General features: G+C 35.9%; 21 protein-coding genes, 1 riboswitch and 1 other annotated feature. All 21 genes read left to right on the forward strand.

What is annotated here, in order from left to right:
• The first annotated feature begins 7 nt into the window (after positions 1–7).
• The 21 genes from LD272_RS10305 (at position 8) to rpmA (ending at position 17116) form a co-directional block, all read left to right on the forward strand.
• The gene (locus tag LD272_RS10305; RefSeq protein WP_226036526.1) at positions 8–1042 is read left to right on the forward strand and encodes a type IV pilus twitching motility protein PilT; all 1035 of its coding nucleotides are present in this window, start codon (positions 8–10) and stop codon (positions 1040–1042) included.
• A gap of 4 nt (positions 1043–1046) precedes the next feature.
• Positions 1047–2249 carry a type II secretion system F family protein gene (locus tag LD272_RS10310; protein WP_226036527.1) on the forward strand — a complete coding sequence of 401 codons (1203 nt, stop codon included), beginning with the start codon at positions 1047–1049 and terminating at the stop codon, positions 2247–2249.
• 100 nt (positions 2250–2349) lie between these two features.
• Positions 2350–2433, forward strand: a riboswitch (cyclic di-GMP riboswitch).
• A 64-nt stretch (positions 2434–2497) separates the two neighbouring features.
• On the forward strand, positions 2498–2860 hold the full coding sequence (locus tag LD272_RS10315; protein WP_226036528.1) for a competence type IV pilus major pilin ComGC: 363 nt from the start codon (positions 2498–2500) through the stop codon (positions 2858–2860).
• 65 nt (positions 2861–2925) lie between these two features.
• Positions 2926–3681, forward strand: coding sequence for a prepilin peptidase (locus LD272_RS10320; RefSeq protein ID WP_226036529.1), 756 nt, complete (start codon positions 2926–2928; stop codon positions 3679–3681).
• A 16-nt stretch (positions 3682–3697) separates the two neighbouring features.
• Positions 3698–4660, forward strand: a complete 963-nt coding sequence (gene pilM / locus LD272_RS10325) for a type IV pilus biogenesis protein PilM (protein WP_226036530.1) — start codon at positions 3698–3700, stop codon at positions 4658–4660.
• Between the two features lie 18 nt (positions 4661–4678).
• Complete coding sequence (locus LD272_RS10330; RefSeq protein ID WP_226036531.1) at positions 4679–5218, forward strand: PilN family protein; 540 nt, start codon at positions 4679–4681, stop codon at positions 5216–5218.
• Positions 5215–5844 (forward strand): hypothetical protein, encoded by a 630-nt coding sequence (locus LD272_RS10335; RefSeq protein WP_226036532.1) that lies wholly within the window; start codon positions 5215–5217, stop codon positions 5842–5844. The genes LD272_RS10330 and LD272_RS10335 overlap by 4 nt, the downstream gene beginning before the upstream one ends.
• A 129-nt stretch (positions 5845–5973) precedes the next feature.
• On the forward strand, positions 5974–6927 hold the full coding sequence (locus LD272_RS10340; protein WP_226036533.1) for an SPOR domain-containing protein: 954 nt from the start codon (positions 5974–5976) through the stop codon (positions 6925–6927).
• A gap of 185 nt (positions 6928–7112) precedes the next feature.
• Positions 7113–7691, forward strand: coding sequence for a Maf family protein (locus LD272_RS10345; RefSeq protein WP_226036534.1), 579 nt, complete (start codon positions 7113–7115; stop codon positions 7689–7691).
• Between the two features lie 22 nt (positions 7692–7713).
• The gene (radC, locus tag LD272_RS10350; protein WP_226036535.1) at positions 7714–8403 is read left to right on the forward strand and encodes a RadC family protein; all 690 of its coding nucleotides are present in this window, start codon (positions 7714–7716) and stop codon (positions 8401–8403) included.
• Positions 8404–8762: 359 nt separating this feature from the next.
• Positions 8763–9800: a rod shape-determining protein gene (locus LD272_RS10355; protein ID WP_226036536.1), complete on the forward strand. Its 1038-nt coding sequence runs from the start codon at positions 8763–8765 to the stop codon at positions 9798–9800.
• A 16-nt stretch (positions 9801–9816) separates the two neighbouring features.
• The gene (mreC, locus tag LD272_RS10360) at positions 9817–10692 is read left to right on the forward strand and encodes a rod shape-determining protein MreC (protein WP_226036537.1); all 876 of its coding nucleotides are present in this window, start codon (positions 9817–9819) and stop codon (positions 10690–10692) included.
• On the forward strand, positions 10692–11231 hold the full coding sequence (mreD, locus tag LD272_RS10365) for a rod shape-determining protein MreD (protein ID WP_226036538.1): 540 nt from the start codon (positions 10692–10694) through the stop codon (positions 11229–11231). The genes mreC and mreD overlap by 1 nt, the downstream gene beginning before the upstream one ends.
• Positions 11232–11332: 101 nt before the next feature.
• Positions 11333–12019 carry a septum site-determining protein MinC gene (gene minC, locus LD272_RS10370; protein WP_226036539.1) on the forward strand — a complete coding sequence of 229 codons (687 nt, stop codon included), beginning with the start codon at positions 11333–11335 and terminating at the stop codon, positions 12017–12019.
• Complete coding sequence (gene minD / locus LD272_RS10375) at positions 12012–12809, forward strand: septum site-determining protein MinD (RefSeq protein ID WP_226036540.1); 798 nt, start codon at positions 12012–12014, stop codon at positions 12807–12809. Before minC ends, minD begins: the two co-directional genes overlap by 8 nt.
• A gap of 118 nt (positions 12810–12927) precedes the next feature.
• Complete coding sequence (locus LD272_RS10380; protein ID WP_226036541.1) at positions 12928–13698, forward strand: M23 family metallopeptidase; 771 nt, start codon at positions 12928–12930, stop codon at positions 13696–13698.
• Positions 13685–14545 carry a M50 family metallopeptidase gene (locus tag LD272_RS10385; RefSeq protein WP_226036542.1) on the forward strand — a complete coding sequence of 287 codons (861 nt, stop codon included), beginning with the start codon at positions 13685–13687 and terminating at the stop codon, positions 14543–14545. Before LD272_RS10380 ends, LD272_RS10385 begins: the two co-directional genes overlap by 14 nt.
• Before the next feature lie 21 nt (positions 14546–14566).
• Entirely contained in the window at positions 14567–16030 is a 1464-nt protein-coding gene (locus LD272_RS10390) for an Rne/Rng family ribonuclease (protein ID WP_226036543.1), read from the forward strand.
• A gap of 37 nt (positions 16031–16067) precedes the next feature.
• Positions 16068–16144: a sequence feature (ribosomal protein L21 leader region), on the forward strand.
• A gap of 15 nt (positions 16145–16159) precedes the next feature.
• Positions 16160–16468: a 50S ribosomal protein L21 gene (gene rplU, locus LD272_RS10395; protein ID WP_226036544.1), complete on the forward strand. Its 309-nt coding sequence runs from the start codon at positions 16160–16162 to the stop codon at positions 16466–16468.
• Positions 16469–16481: 13 nt separating this feature from the next.
• Complete coding sequence (locus LD272_RS10400) at positions 16482–16811, forward strand: ribosomal-processing cysteine protease Prp (protein WP_226036545.1); 330 nt, start codon at positions 16482–16484, stop codon at positions 16809–16811.
• Positions 16812–16825: 14 nt separating this feature from the next.
• On the forward strand, positions 16826–17116 hold the full coding sequence (gene rpmA, locus LD272_RS10405) for a 50S ribosomal protein L27 (RefSeq protein WP_226036546.1): 291 nt from the start codon (positions 16826–16828) through the stop codon (positions 17114–17116).
• The last annotated feature ends 203 nt before the right edge of the window (positions 17117–17319 follow it).

A 17319-nucleotide genomic window follows, 5' to 3' on the forward strand; every position in this document is an offset into this window, starting at 1 on the left:
GAAAGCAATGAGTCGTTTGGAGGCCTTATTAAAGTTAGCTTTTGAACAAAATGCATCTGACATCCACTTAACTGTAGGTTCTCCTCCTGTTTTTCGGATACACGGGGATTTACAACCAAATGGAAATGAAAAACTCGAGCCATCTGATACAGAGGAAATGGCGAAAAGTTTATTAACGGATACAATGTGGAATCAGTTTAGCGATAAAAGAGAAATGGATTTGTCCTATGGCATTGCTGGTGTTTCACGGTTTAGAGTGAATATTTTTCATCAACGCGGTTGTATTGCGCTTGCTATTCGGATCGTTCCAACAGCTATTCCGAGTATTGATGACTTACAGCTACCAGAAGTGTTAAAAGAGATAACCACAAGAACTCAAGGTTTGGTACTAGTAACTGGTCCGACTGGAAGTGGAAAAAGTACGACACTTGCAGCAATGATAGACTATATGAATAAAACAACGAACAAGCATATTATTACGTTAGAGGATCCAATTGAATATTTACATTCACACCGAAGATGTATCATTGATCAACGTGAAGTAGGGTTTGATACGAATAGTTTTGAAAATGGATTACGGGCTTGTTTGCGTCAAGATCCAGATGTGATTCTCGTTGGTGAAATGAGAGATTTGGAGACTATTTCAACAGCAATAACGGCAGCTGAAACAGGACACCTTGTGCTTGGTACATTACATACAACAGATGCCTCTTCAACGATGGACCGAATTATTGATGTATTTCCTGCACATCAAAAGGGGCAAATCAGAGTGCAATTAGCAAACGTGTTGGAGGCAATTATTTCTCAACGATTATTTCAAACTGCTAACAGAAAAGGAAGAGTGGCAGCAACAGAGATCCTAATTAATACTCCAGCAGTCAAAAATCTAATACGAAATGAAAAAATGCATCAAATTCCTAATACAATGCAAACTGCTCGTGATCGGGGTATGCACACAATGACGATGGATATAAAGAAGCTAGTAAGGCAAGGATTGATTACCGAAGAGCATTCACTACCCTTTTTAAAGGAAAGGGGGTAAGTAAATGGCCTATTATAGATACAAAGGTAGAACACGTGCAGGTAAAGCCAAACGAGGGAAAATAAATGCTGATAGTTCCAGAGAAGCGATAACGATGCTGAAACAAGATGGTATTACTGTTTTCGACATCAACGAACTTAACACTGTCTTATACCAGGATATTCATTTTGGAAAAGCAATTAAAAACCGTGACTTTGTTATTTTTCTAAGACAATTTGCTACTCTGATTGACGCGGGTATTACATTAGTTGAGGCAACTAGCATTTTAGAGGATCAAACTTCGAATAAACAGTTAAAACAAGCGTTAGCTAAGATTCAGGATTATTTGGAAGAAGGAATGGCTTTATCAGAAGCGTTAACACAATTTCCAAAGCTTTTCCCCGAATTACTCGTTAGTATGATTCATGCTGGAGAAGTAAGTGGTAGTTTAGATGATATTTTAGATAATATGGCTAGCTATTATGAGAAACAGTACCAATTAAAGCAAAAAATTATTACAGCCCTAACATATCCTATCGTAGTTGGATTCATCTCTATTTTTATTACTATCTTTTTATTAGCCTTTATCGTACCAATATTTACCGATATGTTTCTATCGTTCGGTGGAGATATTCCATTATATACGGCGCTTGTCATTAGAATTAGTGAAGTTGTCCAAGCATTTTGGTGGGTCATCCTGCTAATTGGCCTCTTGTTAGTAGCTGTCTATAAGTATCTACAACAAAAGCCAACACTCGCTTATACATTTGATGTCGCAAAACTTCGTATTCCTGTATTTGGTGGTTTTATTCAAAAGTCATTATTAGCAAGGATGACACAGACATTAAGCTCCCTACTAAATAGCTCAGTGCCGATATTACAAGCTGTAGAGATTACCGAGCGGGTTATTAGTAATAGAGTAATGAAAAAAGTATTAAAAGAAAGTCATTCAGCATTAGAACAAGGGGAATCGTTGGCTGGGCCAATGCAAACTCATTGGGTTTTTCCGAAATTAGTGACGCAAATGATTGCAGTCGGAGAAAGAACAGGTTCACTTGATGCGATGTTAAAAAAAGTAGCTGATTTCTATGAGCAAGAATTAGATGAAGCATCGGATAAACTAAAATCCTTAATTGAACCTGTTATGATAGTGTTTCTAGCAACTATAGTTGGCGCCATCGTTATGGCAATTGTTATTCCAATGTTTTCTATTTTCGATTCCATTTAAAAAATAGAAAGTAAAAGAAAAGCTATAGACATAGTTCCTAATTATAGTATAATTGTATATAGTTACAACTAGTTGAGAGAACAATAAGAGAACGTAAAGAGATTAAACAGAATGCTATGATTATTCATCTATATATGGGCACTTGGATGAATAGGAGCAATTAGTGCAACCGGCTGGCATCGTGAATTAACATCATGTTGACTAGTCATTTTTTATGATTTCATGAAAAGAAAAGGGGAGAGATTTTAATGATGAAAAAAGCATTTAAGAAGTTAAACAATGCTAAAGGTTTTACTCTAGTAGAGTTACTAGCAGTTATTGTTATCTTGGGAATTATTGTTGCGATTGCAGTTCCGGCCATTGGAAATATTATTGATAATGCAGAAACTAAGGCAGATGAAGCTCAAGTGGAGTTGATTCTGGATGCTGCAAGGCTAGCTGATGCCAATGATGACTTTGGTGATAACGACACTGATTCGGAAATGTCTGTTTCAGAGCTAGTTAGTAATGGTTATCTTACTGAAAATGCTACTAGTACTAGTGATAATGAATTGCCAAAAGGAACAGTCAAAAAAAATACGAATGGTTCATTTACTTTTAAGAAAGATTAAAGTTTTAAAAGATTCAAGAGATCCCTCCCAGAGGGGTCTCTATACATATATGGGAGAAACAGCCAATGGACCTATTTTATCTATCATATTTCTTTATTATCGGAATAGTATTCGGTTCTTTTTTTAACGTAGTAGGGTTACGTGTTCCAAAGAAAAAGCTTTTCCAGTCACAGCGCTCGTACTGTCCTCATTGCAATCATACGTTGTCATGGTATGAACTTATCCCAGTTATCTCCTTTTTGATGCAGCAAGGTAAATGTCGCCATTGTCGTGGATCTATTTCACCTATCTATCCTTTAATAGAAATGTTTACTGGATTGTTGTTTGCATATAGCTTCTATACTTTTGGCTTACAATTAGAACTTATTACTTCTTTACTTCTTGTTTCGTTACTAGCAATTATCATAGTTACTGATCTTACGTACATGCTAATACCTGATCGTATTTTGCTCTTTTTTTTACCGCTATTTGTTATCATTCGCATATTCGTTCCTTTAGAACATTGGTGGTCGCCATTGTTAGGCGCAGTAATTGGTACTTTACTGTTAGCGATTATCATAATCGTAAGCCGAGGTGGTATGGGCGGTGGAGATATGAAATTGTTTGGTTTATTAGGAATTGTACTAGGTTTTAAGGGAGTACTATTAGCCTTTTTCTTATCAACACTTTTCGGCTCAATAATTAGTATAGTGCTAATAGGATTGAAAATAATAGAACGGAAAAAACCAATCCCATTTGGTCCATTTATCGTACTTGGAAGTCTTACGAGTTATTTCTTTGGTGAGCTTCTGATTACTTGGTATTTAACAACTTTTTTCTGAAAAGTAGGTGTCAACATTGTTAATTAACAAAAAGCATATTAACTTGATCATGAAAGATCGAGTTCTACGTTATATAGTAACTAGTCAGCCAACTATTGAAGGTATTATAGACTATGGAGAGGTAATCATAGAACCCGGTTTGTTAGAAGATGGAAAGCTCGTTGATGGTGAGGCTTTTCAAATTGTACTTGAGAAACTAGTAAAGAATAAAAAGTGGAAGAATGCACCATTGTCTTTTTGTGTCCCGGATTCTTTTGTTACTATTCGCGAACAGTTAGTTCCAAAGGGCTTGACGAAAGAGGAAACCAAAAGTTATATCAATATGGAGCTTGAGGAAAGCATTCGTTTGCCATTTTCAAATCCAGTTATTGATTTTGTGATTGTTAGTGAGGAGAAAGATCAATCTAAAATTTTAATTTTCGCTTACCCAAAGCAAAAAATAAATGAATTTTTACAGATATTTGAAAAGGTTGGATTAAAACCAAAGGTTGCTGATTTAGGTTCTTTATCGCTTTATCGTCTTTATTATCAATTTGATTTACCAAACGAGAAAGAAGACCTTCTTCTAGTTCAATGGGGGAAAGATGCGACAGTGCTTACTGCTTTTAGTGACAACAAGCCTATATTTACTAGATACATTAAGTCAGCATTAAGTCGAAGTACTTGGTCTTGGAGTGATCATGAAGCTGAACTTGTTTGGACAGGTGCTGAAGAAGATATTGAGCAAGCAATAGCAGATCAATTAACTACAATCGAACGTTTTATGGATTTCTATCAGTATTCTGTTATGGACGGGAATGACCAGATTACAAAAATTTTATTGTCCGGAGATTTTCCTTATATGGAGCGAATCGAGCTACTTATGAAAGAACGCTTTGACATAAAAATAGAATCGATGAGTAGATTGGAAGAAAAATTGAAGCACCCGGCAAAGTATGCGGATGTGATGGGATTAGCTATTAAATCAAAAAACAAGTAAAGGGAAAGGAACAAAATCATGGTTGAAATAAATTTTATTGAGAAAAAGAAATATAATTTAGTTCCTTATTTAACAGGTGCCTTCTTTATCCTTTTACTTGTGCTTAGTGGTCTTCTTTTAAATTGGCAACATACAAACCAACAACAAGAATTACAATCAATACAACAACAATTGAATGATAATTTAACAGAACAACAAGAATTAACAAGCCTACAAGGAATTCAGGAACAGAGGGTTACGCTGAAAGAGCAAATAAACCATCTGCAAACTGCTATATATCCTACAGTACCCTTGTTAGACAGGATGATTGCACTACTACCTGAAAATGGGTATTTCACTAATTACTCGTTCTCTATTAATGAGGGTCTAACGATTGATATTCGTGTCAATGAAATCGAACAGATTGCTGGATATACCCATGCACTTGAAATTCAAAATTTTGTTGATAATGTTACTTTATCAACTGTTCAGATGGAAACAACTGAAAATACGACTTATTTTGCGTCCTTTCAACTACAAATTAATGAGCAAGCTTGGAGACAGGAGGCGAACCAATGATAATTAACTGGACTCGTCTTCAGATAATAGTCCTTATTGGTGCTGTTGTTCTAGCAATCTCCTTTTATTTTATTGGCTATTTTACTTATCTAGTTCCGGTAACAAATGAAATAGAAGAGGAAAAAGAACGACTGAATATTCAAGAGCAAGTCCTTGCTAATTCTATGGAAGAGTCAGAAACAGTTGATGATACGAATCTATCAACCCAAATGCAACAGTCATTGCCAATTGAAAAAGGAACGGATCAACTATTAGTGCTACTAAATGAGATTCAAAATGATTCAAATAGTGAAATTATCCAAATGACATCAGCTGATACCGAAGTTGAAAATATGGTAGGAACAGATGAGCAAACTGATCTTGAAGACTTAAAAGCAACTCAATATCAATTACAGGTTTCGACTGATAGTTATCAATCAATGTATGATTTTTTGCAAGGCTTGAAAGAAGCAAATAGATTACTAAATATCGAGCAAATTCAATTTGGTGAAGAAACGGATAATAATTTAGACTTTTCCGTTACATTTTCCGCCTACTTTAGTCCTTCATTGCAAAATTTAATAATAGAGTCACCAAGCTATCAGTTTGTACCAACTGGAGAAAAAACAACACCATTTCCGAAATAGGTGTTGTTTTTTTTACTTAATTCTCACTTTTTGTAGGAATGTTGTTGTTCACTTGTGACAATACTCGTCTTACTTTTCAATCCTAGTATGATAGAGTAAAACAAACTCTATCAGAAGCGGGGGAAACAAGTGGACAAGCATAAACCAATTTCAGTACGTATGAATGGAAAAGAAACATTAGTTAAACCGAATACAAATAAAGAAACAACGTGGTCTACTTCATCTCATCAACAGGCAGCTGCACTAGACAAAAATTTTGAACCGGAAGATTTGATAGAATTAGAGAAAACAGATCGCTCTGACAAGGATGATGATTGGTTTGAAATTAAGTCAAAGAAAAAACGGAAAATTCCAAGCGTATTTAAACTATTTTTATTTGCGGCAATCTCAGCTACTCTAGTTGGAGTAACGTTAGGTTTCATTATGCTACGCATGTTTGCAGGGATTGATGATAACGATGCAGATCAAGTCAATGCGATTCAAACTCAGCAAAAAGAAAACAATGGTACCAGTAATGAGTCAGTCGATCAGGCTACCATAGCTGGAAACGAATCAGTTACGATTGAAGGTTTAGATTCCTTCGTTATTCAAGCGGGTGTTTTTTCAACAAAAGAAAAAGCGGAAGAATGGCGACAACAATATACAGATGCAGGCTTTCCAGCAATGATCTGGGAAAATAATGACGAATTTCGACTATTTGCTGGGATTTACCAATCAGAATCAAGTGCTGAACCTTTAGAATCAGCAATGATTGCAGAGAACCTTGATCCATATGTAAGAGCATGGCAAACAGAGACGATGACAATTGAAGCGAGCGCGGAGTTTGACGCCTGGCTTGATTCATTTTCTGATCATTGGAATGATTCAATTACTATCCTTACTAGTGAGAAAAATTTATCAAGTATTCAGTCAGAATGGTCCGAGTGGATGAGTAATTATCCGGAGTCAGACCCTCAGCTTGGAGCGGATCTCCATGTGGCAGGACAACAATTAGTACAAAGTATTGAAAATGAGGATAACGCTCAACTATTGCAAATGGATTTGTTAAATTTATGGAAACAAGTTGATAATTTAGGGGAATGATAAGTAGGATACTTTTATCCTGCTTTTTATTTTTGTAATATAATAACAACCAGAAATACTTAAAAAATGTTACCGAAAATAGCAAAATGGCATGTAAGTGAATTTCAAAAATAGCAATATGTATATTTGTTAAAACCAACGAAGGTCGATACAATAAGGACAAGACTAGGGAAGGATGGTTTACAGTGTGTCAGTTAGTACTAGCATCTGGGTCACCACGTAGAAAACAATTATTAGAACAAGTAGGTATTCCCTTTATAGTGGATGTTGCCGGAATAGATGAATCACAGGTTGTTGAATCAAATCCGAAACAATTAGTTGAGAAATTAGCCAAAATAAAAGGTGAAGCTATTCCCGTTAAAGAAGGTCAAGTAATCTTGAGTGCGGATACAGTAGTCAGCTACAATGACGACATTCTGACTAAACCATCCAATAAAGAAGAGGCCCTTAGAATGTTAAGCAGTTTAAGTGGCAAGAAACACTGGGTTTATAGTGGTGTCATGATTCGTTCGATTGATAAAGAATGCCTCTTCTCTTTGGGAACATCTGTAAGATTTTGGGATATACCTGAACCAGAATTAAAAAGCTATATCAATTCTGGTGACTGGAAAGATAAAGCAGGAGGATACGGTATTCAATCAAGTGGTGCCTTCTTAGTGAAAGAAATATGTGGGGATTATTACAATGTAATGGGACTACCGATATCGACTGTAGTAAAACAACTTAGAGAGTTTTCGATTTACCCCTCCTTCCCTGAGGTGTAAGAAATATGAGGAGGAAAACGCTATGGTGAATCATACGATGACAATGAAAGATGTACCAAGACAAGATCGTCCACGAGAACGACTTCTTGAGCACGGTCCTAGTAACTTGTCAAATCAAGAACTCCTAGCCATTTTACTTGGCACGGGGACAAAAGAAGAATCAGTTAATTTACTAGCTCAACGCGTATTGATGCATTTTGAAGGTTTAAATTTGCTTCGAGATTCTACGATTGAAGAATTAACTGCAATCAAGGGTATTGGTTCTGTTAAAGGAGTGTTGATTTTAGCTGCGATTGAGCTAGGTAAACGAATGCATAAATACAAACCCCAAGAAAGATACGTGATAAGAAGTCCGGAAGATGGCGCTGATTATGTGATGGAAGAAATGAGGGGATTAAAACAGGAGCACTTTGTTTGTTTGTTTCTTAATACAAAAAATCAAATCCTTCATCGACAAACGATTTTTATTGGAAGCCTCAATGCCTCGATAGTCCACCCCAGAGAAGTCTTTCGTGAAGCAGTAAAACGATCTGCAGCCTCTATTATTTGTGCGCACAACCATCCATCAGGAGATCCATCCCCTTCCCAAGAAGATATCCATGTTACAAAACGCTTATCAGAGTGCGGGAAAATAATTGGGATTGAAGTACTTGATCATTTAGTTATCGGTGATCATAAATTCGTTTCTTTAAAAGAAAAAGGCTACTTATAATACTATCTATTTTGTTAGTTTTCTCGTATAATAAAACAAGAATGTTTCAAGGTCAGCGCCATCTTACAGGAATGTTCTTGTAACATGGCGCTTCTTGACATTATTTATCTTACATAAACTTGGCTTATGCTTGTTTATATATCTGTTTTTAGAATAATATAGAAGTATAAATTAGCCTTGCCAGTGAATGTCCAATTCGTTTAACTAATATCTTAGTTTGTTTCAATATATAACATTGCATAGCAATCTTGTTAAGTAATTGTTTTGGGATTTATTGCATGTTGGGAATGGAATCGATATAGTAAAACGTACATATAAATATAACATTACGATAGCTTTTTCTGGAAAGGGAGATTTAGTTGGGTAGATTTAGTTTATCACAAGATTTAGGTATAGATTTAGGGACAGCAAATACCTTGGTTTTTGTAAAGGGAAAGGGTATTGTTGTTCGTGAGCCATCAGTAGTAGCAAAGAATCTTAATACAGGAGAAATTCAAGCTGTTGGTAGAGACGCTCGTAACATGATTGGGCGTACACCAGGTAATATCTCCGTTATTCGACCAATGAAGGATGGCGTTATTGCTGATTATGATACAACAGCAGTAATGATGAAATATTATATAAAACAAGCCCAAAAGAATCGTTCAGCTTTTGCTAGGAAGCCAAATGTAATGGTTTGCGTTCCTTCTGGGATTACGATGGTAGAAGAAAGGGCTGTCATTGATGCCACAAAGCAAGCAGGTGCGAAGGACGCTTTTCCGATTGCTGAGCCTTTTGCGGCTGCGATTGGAGCAGGGTTACCTGTTTGGGAACCAACGGGGAGTATGATAGTTGATATTGGCGGCGGAACAACAGAAGTTGCTATTATATCGCTAGGCGGTATTGTGTCAAGTCGGTCAATCCGTATAGCTGGAGATAATATGGATGATTCCATTATTCAGTATGTACGTAAAAACTATAACCTTATGATTGGTGAAAGGTCAGCCGAGTCGATTAAAATGGATATTGGATCAGCGGGCAAATTACTAGAGAACGAAGACATGGATATCCGTGGTCGTGATTTATTAACAGGATTACCAAAGACAATTACTATTAACGCAGAAGAGATTGCTTTATCATTAAAAGATACAGTTTCATCAATTATTGATGCAATTAAAAATACGTTAGAAAGAACTCCTCCCGAGCTTTCAGCTGATATAATGGACAGAGGTATTGTTTTATCTGGTGGAGGAGCTTTACTTAAAAACTTAGATCAAGTTATTAGTGATGAAACCAAAATGCCAGTATTTGTAGCCGAGGAACCACTTGATAGTGTGGCAATTGGTACGGGGAAATCTTTAGAATATATTCACCACTTTAGATCTCATCCAAATGTTTCTTCTCGTTCCAGAATGTAATAAGTAGGTGTGATAAATGTATTTTTTTCGTAAGAAACGTCTTTTTGTAATTCTGATCGGATTTATAATTCTTGTAGGACTAATAGGGTTAACTTTACGAGACCGTGAAGAACTTTCCACTGTTGAGGAATTTTTGCAAGATACTGTTGGCTGGCTTCAAAATGTCGTTCATATTCCAGTAGAGTTTTCAACAAGTCTTATTTCAAATATAGAAGACATGAAAAATGTTTATGAAGAGAATCAAGTGCTAAAGTCTCGGTTAGGTCAATATAAAAATTTGTTATATGAAGTACAAGAATTAAAACAAGATAATGAAGAGCTACGAAATGTATTGGATAAAACAGAATCAATTACTGATTATCAACCAATCCAAGCTTCTGTTATTGCGCGTAGTCCAGAGCCCGCTTTTCATCAAGTTAAAATTAGTAAAGGTAAGCAGCATGGTGTTGAATCCAATATGGCTGTTATTACAGGGAATGGAATGATTGGAAAGGTTCAATCTGCTGCTCAATTCACTTCAACAGTATTGCTATTAAGTGGATTTGATCGTAGTAATCGAATTTCAGTTGATGTAGCAATTGAAGATAAAAAGAATGTTTCAGGGTTTATTGTTGGTTTCGATGAGGAATCTGAGTCATTATTGCTAGAACTTAACACATATGATGTTAAACTAGATGGAGGAGAGTTAGTTGTTTCCTCTGGAATGGGTGGGGTATTCCCAAGAAGCTTGGAAATAGGTACAATAGAAGAAGTTACACCTGATAAATATGGTCTAACACAAATAGCACATGTTACTCCTTCTGCTAACTTGTCCAATTCGGACCATGTGATTGTTGTTAATCGTTTAGCATTACAACCAGAAGATGAGATTACCCAAGAGGGGGAAGAGTAATGCAAAAATTCTATCTTCCTCTTTTGTTATTAGTTTTATTGGTGTTAGAGGGTGTTGCATTAGATTTTCTACCTATAAGTTTAATTGGCGATTGGATAGTTGTCCCGCATTGGCTATTAGTTTTACTAGTTCTGGTTACAATTTTTTATGACAAAGAAAACACTTATAATTCCATTATTCACGCAATTATTTTTGGTTTATTAATAGATATTGTTTATACAAACGTACTCGGTGTATATATGTTTATATATGCGATTACAATCTATTCCATACATGAATTGAAAAAGATTTTGCATACAAATTATTTTGTGGCATTGTTGATGACAATTATAGCTGTAGGAATTGCTGATATAGGTATTTACTTTATTTATTTCTTTATTGGAGCAATTGAACTATTTTGGAAAGAATACTTGATGATTCGTTTGATACCAACACTGATCGCGAATATATTATTTTTCCTTATTTGTTATCCATTTGTAAAAAGAAAACTTGTAAAGTGGACAATTGAACGTTTTGATAGAGAAAATGGTATAAAGTGAGTGTTCAAAAGTGTTGAGGTGAATAATGTTTACTTCACTTTTTTGGAAACCTCCAATAATTTTTGTTCGTGTTTAAAATAATTTTTTGGGGTGAACCTATCGTGATAGGCAACAAGCAATTGATAACGATAAAAGGTACTCGAGATGGTCTTACGTTGTATATCGATGATACATGTTCTTTTGAGTCTGTAATAATCGAGTTGGAACAAGTGCTTTCTACAAAATACGTGGACAAGGATGAACCAATGATTACAGTTACCATACATCTGGGTAACCGCTATATACATAAAGAACAAGAAGAAGAATTGCGAGAAATAATTAGAAACAAAAAGAAACTAGTGGTTCATTCAATAGAGTCGAATGTTATCCTAAAGAAAGAAGCACTCCAATGGAAAGAGGATAGTGAGATTAAGGCTATCACAAGAATAGTACGTTCTGGACAAGTAGTAGAAGTAAATGGGGATTTGTTGCTCATTGGCGATGTTAACCCGGGTGGTAAAATAGTAGCAAGTGGCAACATCTTTGTGTTAGGTAGTCTACGCGGGATAGCACATGCTGGTGTGAATGGAAATAGAAATGCGGTTATAACCGCATCGTATATGAAACCTAGTCAATTAAGAATTGCTGATTATATCAGTCGTTCCCCGGACTATGAATCTGAAGGAGTCTATATGGAATGTGGATTAATTGATGAAAACAAATCAAAAATAGTTATCGATCGTCTTCAAGTTCTTTCGCAAAAACGACCGGATTTAAACGGGTTTGAAAGGAGAATTTTAAATGGGTGACGCAATAGTTATTACTTCTGGAAAAGGTGGAGTTGGTAAAACAACTACAACGGCTAATTTAGGAACGGCATTGGCATTGCTTGAGAAGAAGGTTTGTTTAATTGATACGGATATTGGTTTGCGAAATCTTGATGTAGTGATGGGTTTAGAAAATCGGATTATTTATGATATCGTTGATGTAGTTCAAAAGCGTTGCAAATTAAAACAAGCCTTGATTAAAGATAAACGATTTGATTGTTTGTACTTATTACCGGCGGCTCAAACAAGTGATAAATCAGAAATAACACCTGAAGGAATGATTGAGATTATAGCCGAGTTAAAGCAAGAGTATGACTATATCTTAATTGATTGTCCAGCTGGAATAGAGCAAGGATATAAAAATGCTGTTGCCGGTGCAGACAAAGCGATTGTTGTAGTTACTCCTGAGAAATCTAGTGTTCGAGATGCAGATAGAATTATAGGTTTACTAGAAAAAGAAGATGTAGAACCTCCGCATCTAATAGTAAATAGAATTCGAAATCATATGGTTAAAAATGGCGATATGCTTGATGTTGATGAAATTATCCAGATTCTTTCCATCGAGTTATTGGGTATTGTCGCTGATGATGATGAAGTTATTAAAGCATCGAATCACGGCGAACCTGTAGCTTTTCAACCAAATACGAGAGCTTCGCTAGCCTATCGTAATATTGCTAGAAGAATCTTAGGAGAGTCCGTACCTCTCATGTCTTTAGACGATGATAAAGGGATGTTTACTAAGGTTAAAAAATTCTTTGGTATCCGTTCATAACAAATTTTTATGTCTTTATCCCTTAACAAACTGTTAAGGGATTTTTCATTACTCGCATATATGCTTATCCTTCTTCATAGACTTGTACAAATATAACGAGAAGGAAAGTGAACCTGCTATGAGTAGAGATATTAAACAAATTCGGAAAAGTATATCAAAAAGAAAAAGGGGAAAAACAGATAAAAGTAGCTCTCAACTTCCTAGACGATATTCAGCAGCTGCTTTCCCTCATGATGAAGAAAAACATGGCTACGCACCCTTTACTCCAGTATCAGAATCTAGTAAAAGTGTAAAAGATACGTTTATTACTTCATTAATGATGAAAAGTATTCTTGCAGCTGTACTTTTTTTTGGTGTAGCAATCTTTATGGGAACAGATTCAGGATGGATGCAGGAGCCAAAACAATGGACAAGCAATGCGTTAACAGAGGAATTCCCATTTGCTTCTGTAAACCACTGGTATCAAGAAAAGTTCGGCTATCCATTAGCGCTATCGCCTAGTCAAACTCAAACTGCGGATCAGATTGGACCAACTTTACCGGTTAATGGCACCGTTAGTCAGACGTTTGAAGCAACGGGTCAAGGAATATTGATTCAAACAGATGATACATCTAAAGTTATTGCTATGGATAAAGGAACTGTCATTTTCGCTGGGAATGACCGAAGTACAAAGAAAACTGTAGTTGTCCAACACCGAGATGGAAGCAATACAATTTATGGTAATTTATCATCGATAAATGTACATCAGTATCAGTTTATAGCAAACAATGAAGTGATTGGAGAATTTGTACCTTCAAAAGCAAATTCAAGTAATGTTTATTTTGCGATTGAAAAGGATAATCAATATTTAGATCCAGTTAAGGTGATACAAGTTGATGAGCGCCCTTAGACTTTTACCGCCCATTCATATACATCCAATTTTATGGTTTTTTATCTTCATCTCGATAATTACCGGAACTTTTATTGAGTTGAGTGTTATTTTTGTAATTGTGGTTATTCATGAGTTAGGTCACTATACAATGGCAAAATTTTTTCATTGGCGGATAAGAAGGATAAATCTATGGGTATTTGGTGGTGTAATGGAAACAGATGAGCACGGCAACAAGTCAATAAAAGAAGAGGTGTTAATCGTCCTTGCAGGGCCAATTCAACATATATGGGTACATCTCTTCTTATTAATTTGCTCTGAATATTCGCTACTTTCTCCATCTATACTAACGTTGGCATTGCAATTTAATGCAACGATTTTTTTATTTAATTTATTACCAATTTGGCCCTTAGATGGAGGTAAACTGTTGTTTCTTTTGAATTCGCTTGTGCTTCCATATAAAAAAGCACATACCTTGATGATTATTACTTCAATACTTTGCTTAGTTTCAGCTATTATAATAGTGTTACTATTTCATCCCTTTACCTTGAGTACGACGTTACTCGTAGGTTTTATCTTGTGGGAAAATCGTCTAGAATGGAAACAAAGGTATTATGTATTTATTAGGTTTCTTTTAAGAAGGTACACAGATGGTGTTAAGGTGAAAAAAATTCGCCCAATTATTATTGCTGCCGATGCCCCGTTAATGAATGTGTTTTCACAATTCAGACGTAATTGTTCACATCATATTCACGTCCAAAGTAACGGTCATGGTAAGGTTAATGCTGCTGAAGAACAAGAATTTCTGAATGCCTACTTTAACTTCAAGCAATACCAAGCGACAGCAGGAGAGATTGTTGATTCGTAACCTAGAAATGAGGACAAAAAGATGGTATCCATATATATTCAAACATTAAGCACGGAGAAAATAGGTATTATTGAAGAGGAAAATAGAGTTAAGGAACTAATTATTGATCGACCCACGATGACAAATCAGGTTGGTAATATCTACTTAGCAAAAATTATTACTATTGAAAAAGGATTGCAAGCTGCATTTGTTGACTTTGGTGATGAAAAGCTAGGTTTCTTACAACGAAAGGAAATACCAAAAGCAAGAAAAGATGCAAACAAACCAATTGAATCAGTTATTACGGAAGGGCAACGGATATTGGTCCAGGTAGAAAAGGAAGCCTATCAAACTAAAGGGGCACGGCTAACTGCTAACCTTACAATACCCGGAATCAATATTGTTTATTTGCCTTATGGAAACTACGTTGCCGTCTCTAAAAAACTTTCTGAACAAATGCGACTTGATTTAAGAAAAGAGATCGATTCGATAAGACAGGATGAAGAGGGTGCGATAGTACGTACGTCAGCAAAGGATAATCCAATAGACATGACCTTAAATGAATTCATTCATTTACGTCAACAATGGAAATTGTTAGAAGAAGAAATTCGTAAACTATCAGCGCCTAGCTGTATATTCAATGATCAAACTGTACCTGATCGGTTAATTCGGAAATTCTCCCCAGTTGATGTAAAAGAAATCTACGTGGATAGTTCAGACGAAGCAAACCGGATCAGAAGTAATTTTCCTAGTTTAGAAGGAGTGGTCCACTGGGATAGAAACTTCGAAAATAGGCTATCTCTAAGTATCAATCAATTAATTGAACAAGTAGCTAATCCAACTGTGCAAACGGAAAGTGGAGTAGAATTAATCATTGAACAAACCGAAGCAATGACAGTGATAGATATTAATACAGCTGGATTTACGGGGAAAAGAAACAAAGAGCAAACGTTTGTTAATGCGAATGTTGAGGCAGCAATCGAGGTAGCAAAACAATTGCGTTTTAGAAACTTGTCTGGAATAATTATTATTGATTTTATTGATATGAGCAGTAGCTTTGGCAAAGAAAAAGTAATTAAAGCTCTGAAAAAGGAGCTTGTCAAAGATGCTGTTCGAACAGAAGTTTTTGGTTTTACTAAATTAGGATTACTGGAAATGACGAGAAAGCGTGAATCGCAGACATTACCATATCTTTTACTAGACAGTAATCAGAGTGAAAATAAAAAGTTTTCATCGATGACTCGTGCTTATATGCTTGAAAGAGAACTGTTGCAATATCAAGCAAGTCAGTCAGAGGCGCTTTATATTGAGATTGCACCAAACGTATATAAAACTTTTATAAAGGAAGTAGCGTTAGAGAAACTGAAAGAAAGTATAAAACAAGAGATTTATATTAAAATAAATAAATCTATTGAAGCATATCATATAAAATTAGTAGGAACGACCGAATTAATAACTGAGCATCTATCAAGTATTAGCAATGATAGTATTGACAAACTTTTTTAATCTATGGTAACATTAGTCTGTTATAAAACGTAGCACCCGTTTGCTACAACCGCGCAGAACAGGTTACCTAAAAGCTGAACGTTTAGCACCTGTATGGCGAGTCTTAGTCCTAAGAGGAGGTGCAAGAGTATGTACGCTATTATTGAAACTGGTGGTAAGCAAGTAAAAGTAGAAGAAGGCGAAGCTCTCTATGTTGAAAAACTAGAAGAAGAAATCGGTGCTTCTATAACATTTGATAAAGTACTTGTAGTTGGTGGCGACGATGTTAAAGTTGGAGCTCCATATGTTGATGGTGCTACTGTAACGGCTAAAGTTGAAAAACAAGGTCGTCAGAAAAAAGTAACTGTCATTAAATTCAAGGCAAAGAAAAACTATCGCCGTAAACAAGGTCACCGTCAGCCATACACAAAGGTTACCATTGAAAAAATCAATGCATAAGGTTTTGATGTAGATGATTAAGGTGATTGTATATCGCAATAATAAAGGTATAAATGCTTTTGAACTTAGTGGTCATGCAGAGAGTGGCCCAGCTGGACATGATTTAGTTTGTGCCGGCGTATCAGCAGTTTCTTTTGGAGCTGTTAATGCAGTGATAAAGCTTTGTGAGATTGAACCTATCATTGATCAGGGCGGCGAAGGTGGATACTTACGTGTAGAACTTCCAGAAGAACTGGATAACGATACACGTACTAAAGCCGAATGGCTTTTAGAAGGAATGCTAGTTTCCTTAGATACCATTGAGTTAGACTACGGTCAATATATATCCATCTCTAGAAAATAAGGAGGTGCAAACCAATGCTACGTCTAAATTTACAGTTTTTTGCGTCTAAAAAAGGTCAAGGTAGTACAAGAAACGGCCGTGACTCAGAATCAAAACGTCTTGGCTCCAAGCGTGCTGATGGCCAATTTGTAACTGGTGGTTCTATTCTTTACCGTCAACGCGGTACTAAAATTTACCCTGGTACAAACGTAGGTCGTGGTGGAGACGATACACTATTTGCTAAAACAGATGGTGTTGTGAAATTTGAGCGTTATGGTCGCGATCGCAAAAAAGTGAGCGTGTATCCAGTAGCTCAAGAAGCTTAATAAAAAAATGAGGACTCTAGCCTTATGGTTAGAGTCCTTTTTTACGTTATTTATTAACTGACTATTCATTAATTTTGGCTCTATACTAAATGTGGTGGTGTCCTCAGTTCTATCAAGGCTTTAAAAGAAGTCAAAAAAATACACTCATTCCCCTCTCTTTTGTTATCCTAAAGTTGTCGAGACAAAAGGAAAAGGAGAGGGAA

It is taken from the genome of Aquibacillus saliphilus, from assembly GCF_020404745.1.
In the GTDB taxonomy this organism is placed as follows: Bacteria; Bacillota; Bacilli; order Bacillales; family Amphibacillaceae; genus Aquibacillus; species Aquibacillus saliphilus.

Coding starts and splice junctions, on each gene's coding strand:
- LD272_RS10320 (WP_226036529.1), top strand. CDS start 2,926: ATGGACCTATTTTATCTATCATATTTCTTTATTATCGGAATAGTATTC.
- LD272_RS10385 (WP_226036542.1), top strand. CDS start 13,685: ATGAGCGCCCTTAGACTTTTACCGCCCATTCATATACATCCAATTTTA.
- LD272_RS10390 (WP_226036543.1), top strand. CDS start 14,567: ATGGTATCCATATATATTCAAACATTAAGCACGGAGAAAATAGGTATT.
- LD272_RS10315 (WP_226036528.1), top strand. CDS start 2,498: ATGATGAAAAAAGCATTTAAGAAGTTAAACAATGCTAAAGGTTTTACT.
- minD (WP_226036540.1), top strand. CDS start 12,012: ATGGGTGACGCAATAGTTATTACTTCTGGAAAAGGTGGAGTTGGTAAA.
- LD272_RS10380 (WP_226036541.1), top strand. CDS start 12,928: ATGAGTAGAGATATTAAACAAATTCGGAAAAGTATATCAAAAAGAAAA.
- rplU (WP_226036544.1), top strand. CDS start 16,160: ATGTACGCTATTATTGAAACTGGTGGTAAGCAAGTAAAAGTAGAAGAA.
- radC (WP_226036535.1), top strand. CDS start 7,714: ATGGTGAATCATACGATGACAATGAAAGATGTACCAAGACAAGATCGT.
- LD272_RS10335 (WP_226036532.1), top strand. CDS start 5,215: ATGATAATTAACTGGACTCGTCTTCAGATAATAGTCCTTATTGGTGCT.
- LD272_RS10330 (WP_226036531.1), top strand. CDS start 4,679: ATGGTTGAAATAAATTTTATTGAGAAAAAGAAATATAATTTAGTTCCT.
- mreD (WP_226036538.1), top strand. CDS start 10,692: ATGCAAAAATTCTATCTTCCTCTTTTGTTATTAGTTTTATTGGTGTTA.
- LD272_RS10305 (WP_226036526.1), top strand. CDS start 8: ATGAGTCGTTTGGAGGCCTTATTAAAGTTAGCTTTTGAACAAAATGCA.
- LD272_RS10310 (WP_226036527.1), top strand. CDS start 1,047: ATGGCCTATTATAGATACAAAGGTAGAACACGTGCAGGTAAAGCCAAA.
- LD272_RS10400 (WP_226036545.1), top strand. CDS start 16,482: ATGATTAAGGTGATTGTATATCGCAATAATAAAGGTATAAATGCTTTT.
- rpmA (WP_226036546.1), top strand. CDS start 16,826: ATGCTACGTCTAAATTTACAGTTTTTTGCGTCTAAAAAAGGTCAAGGT.
- mreC (WP_226036537.1), top strand. CDS start 9,817: ATGTATTTTTTTCGTAAGAAACGTCTTTTTGTAATTCTGATCGGATTT.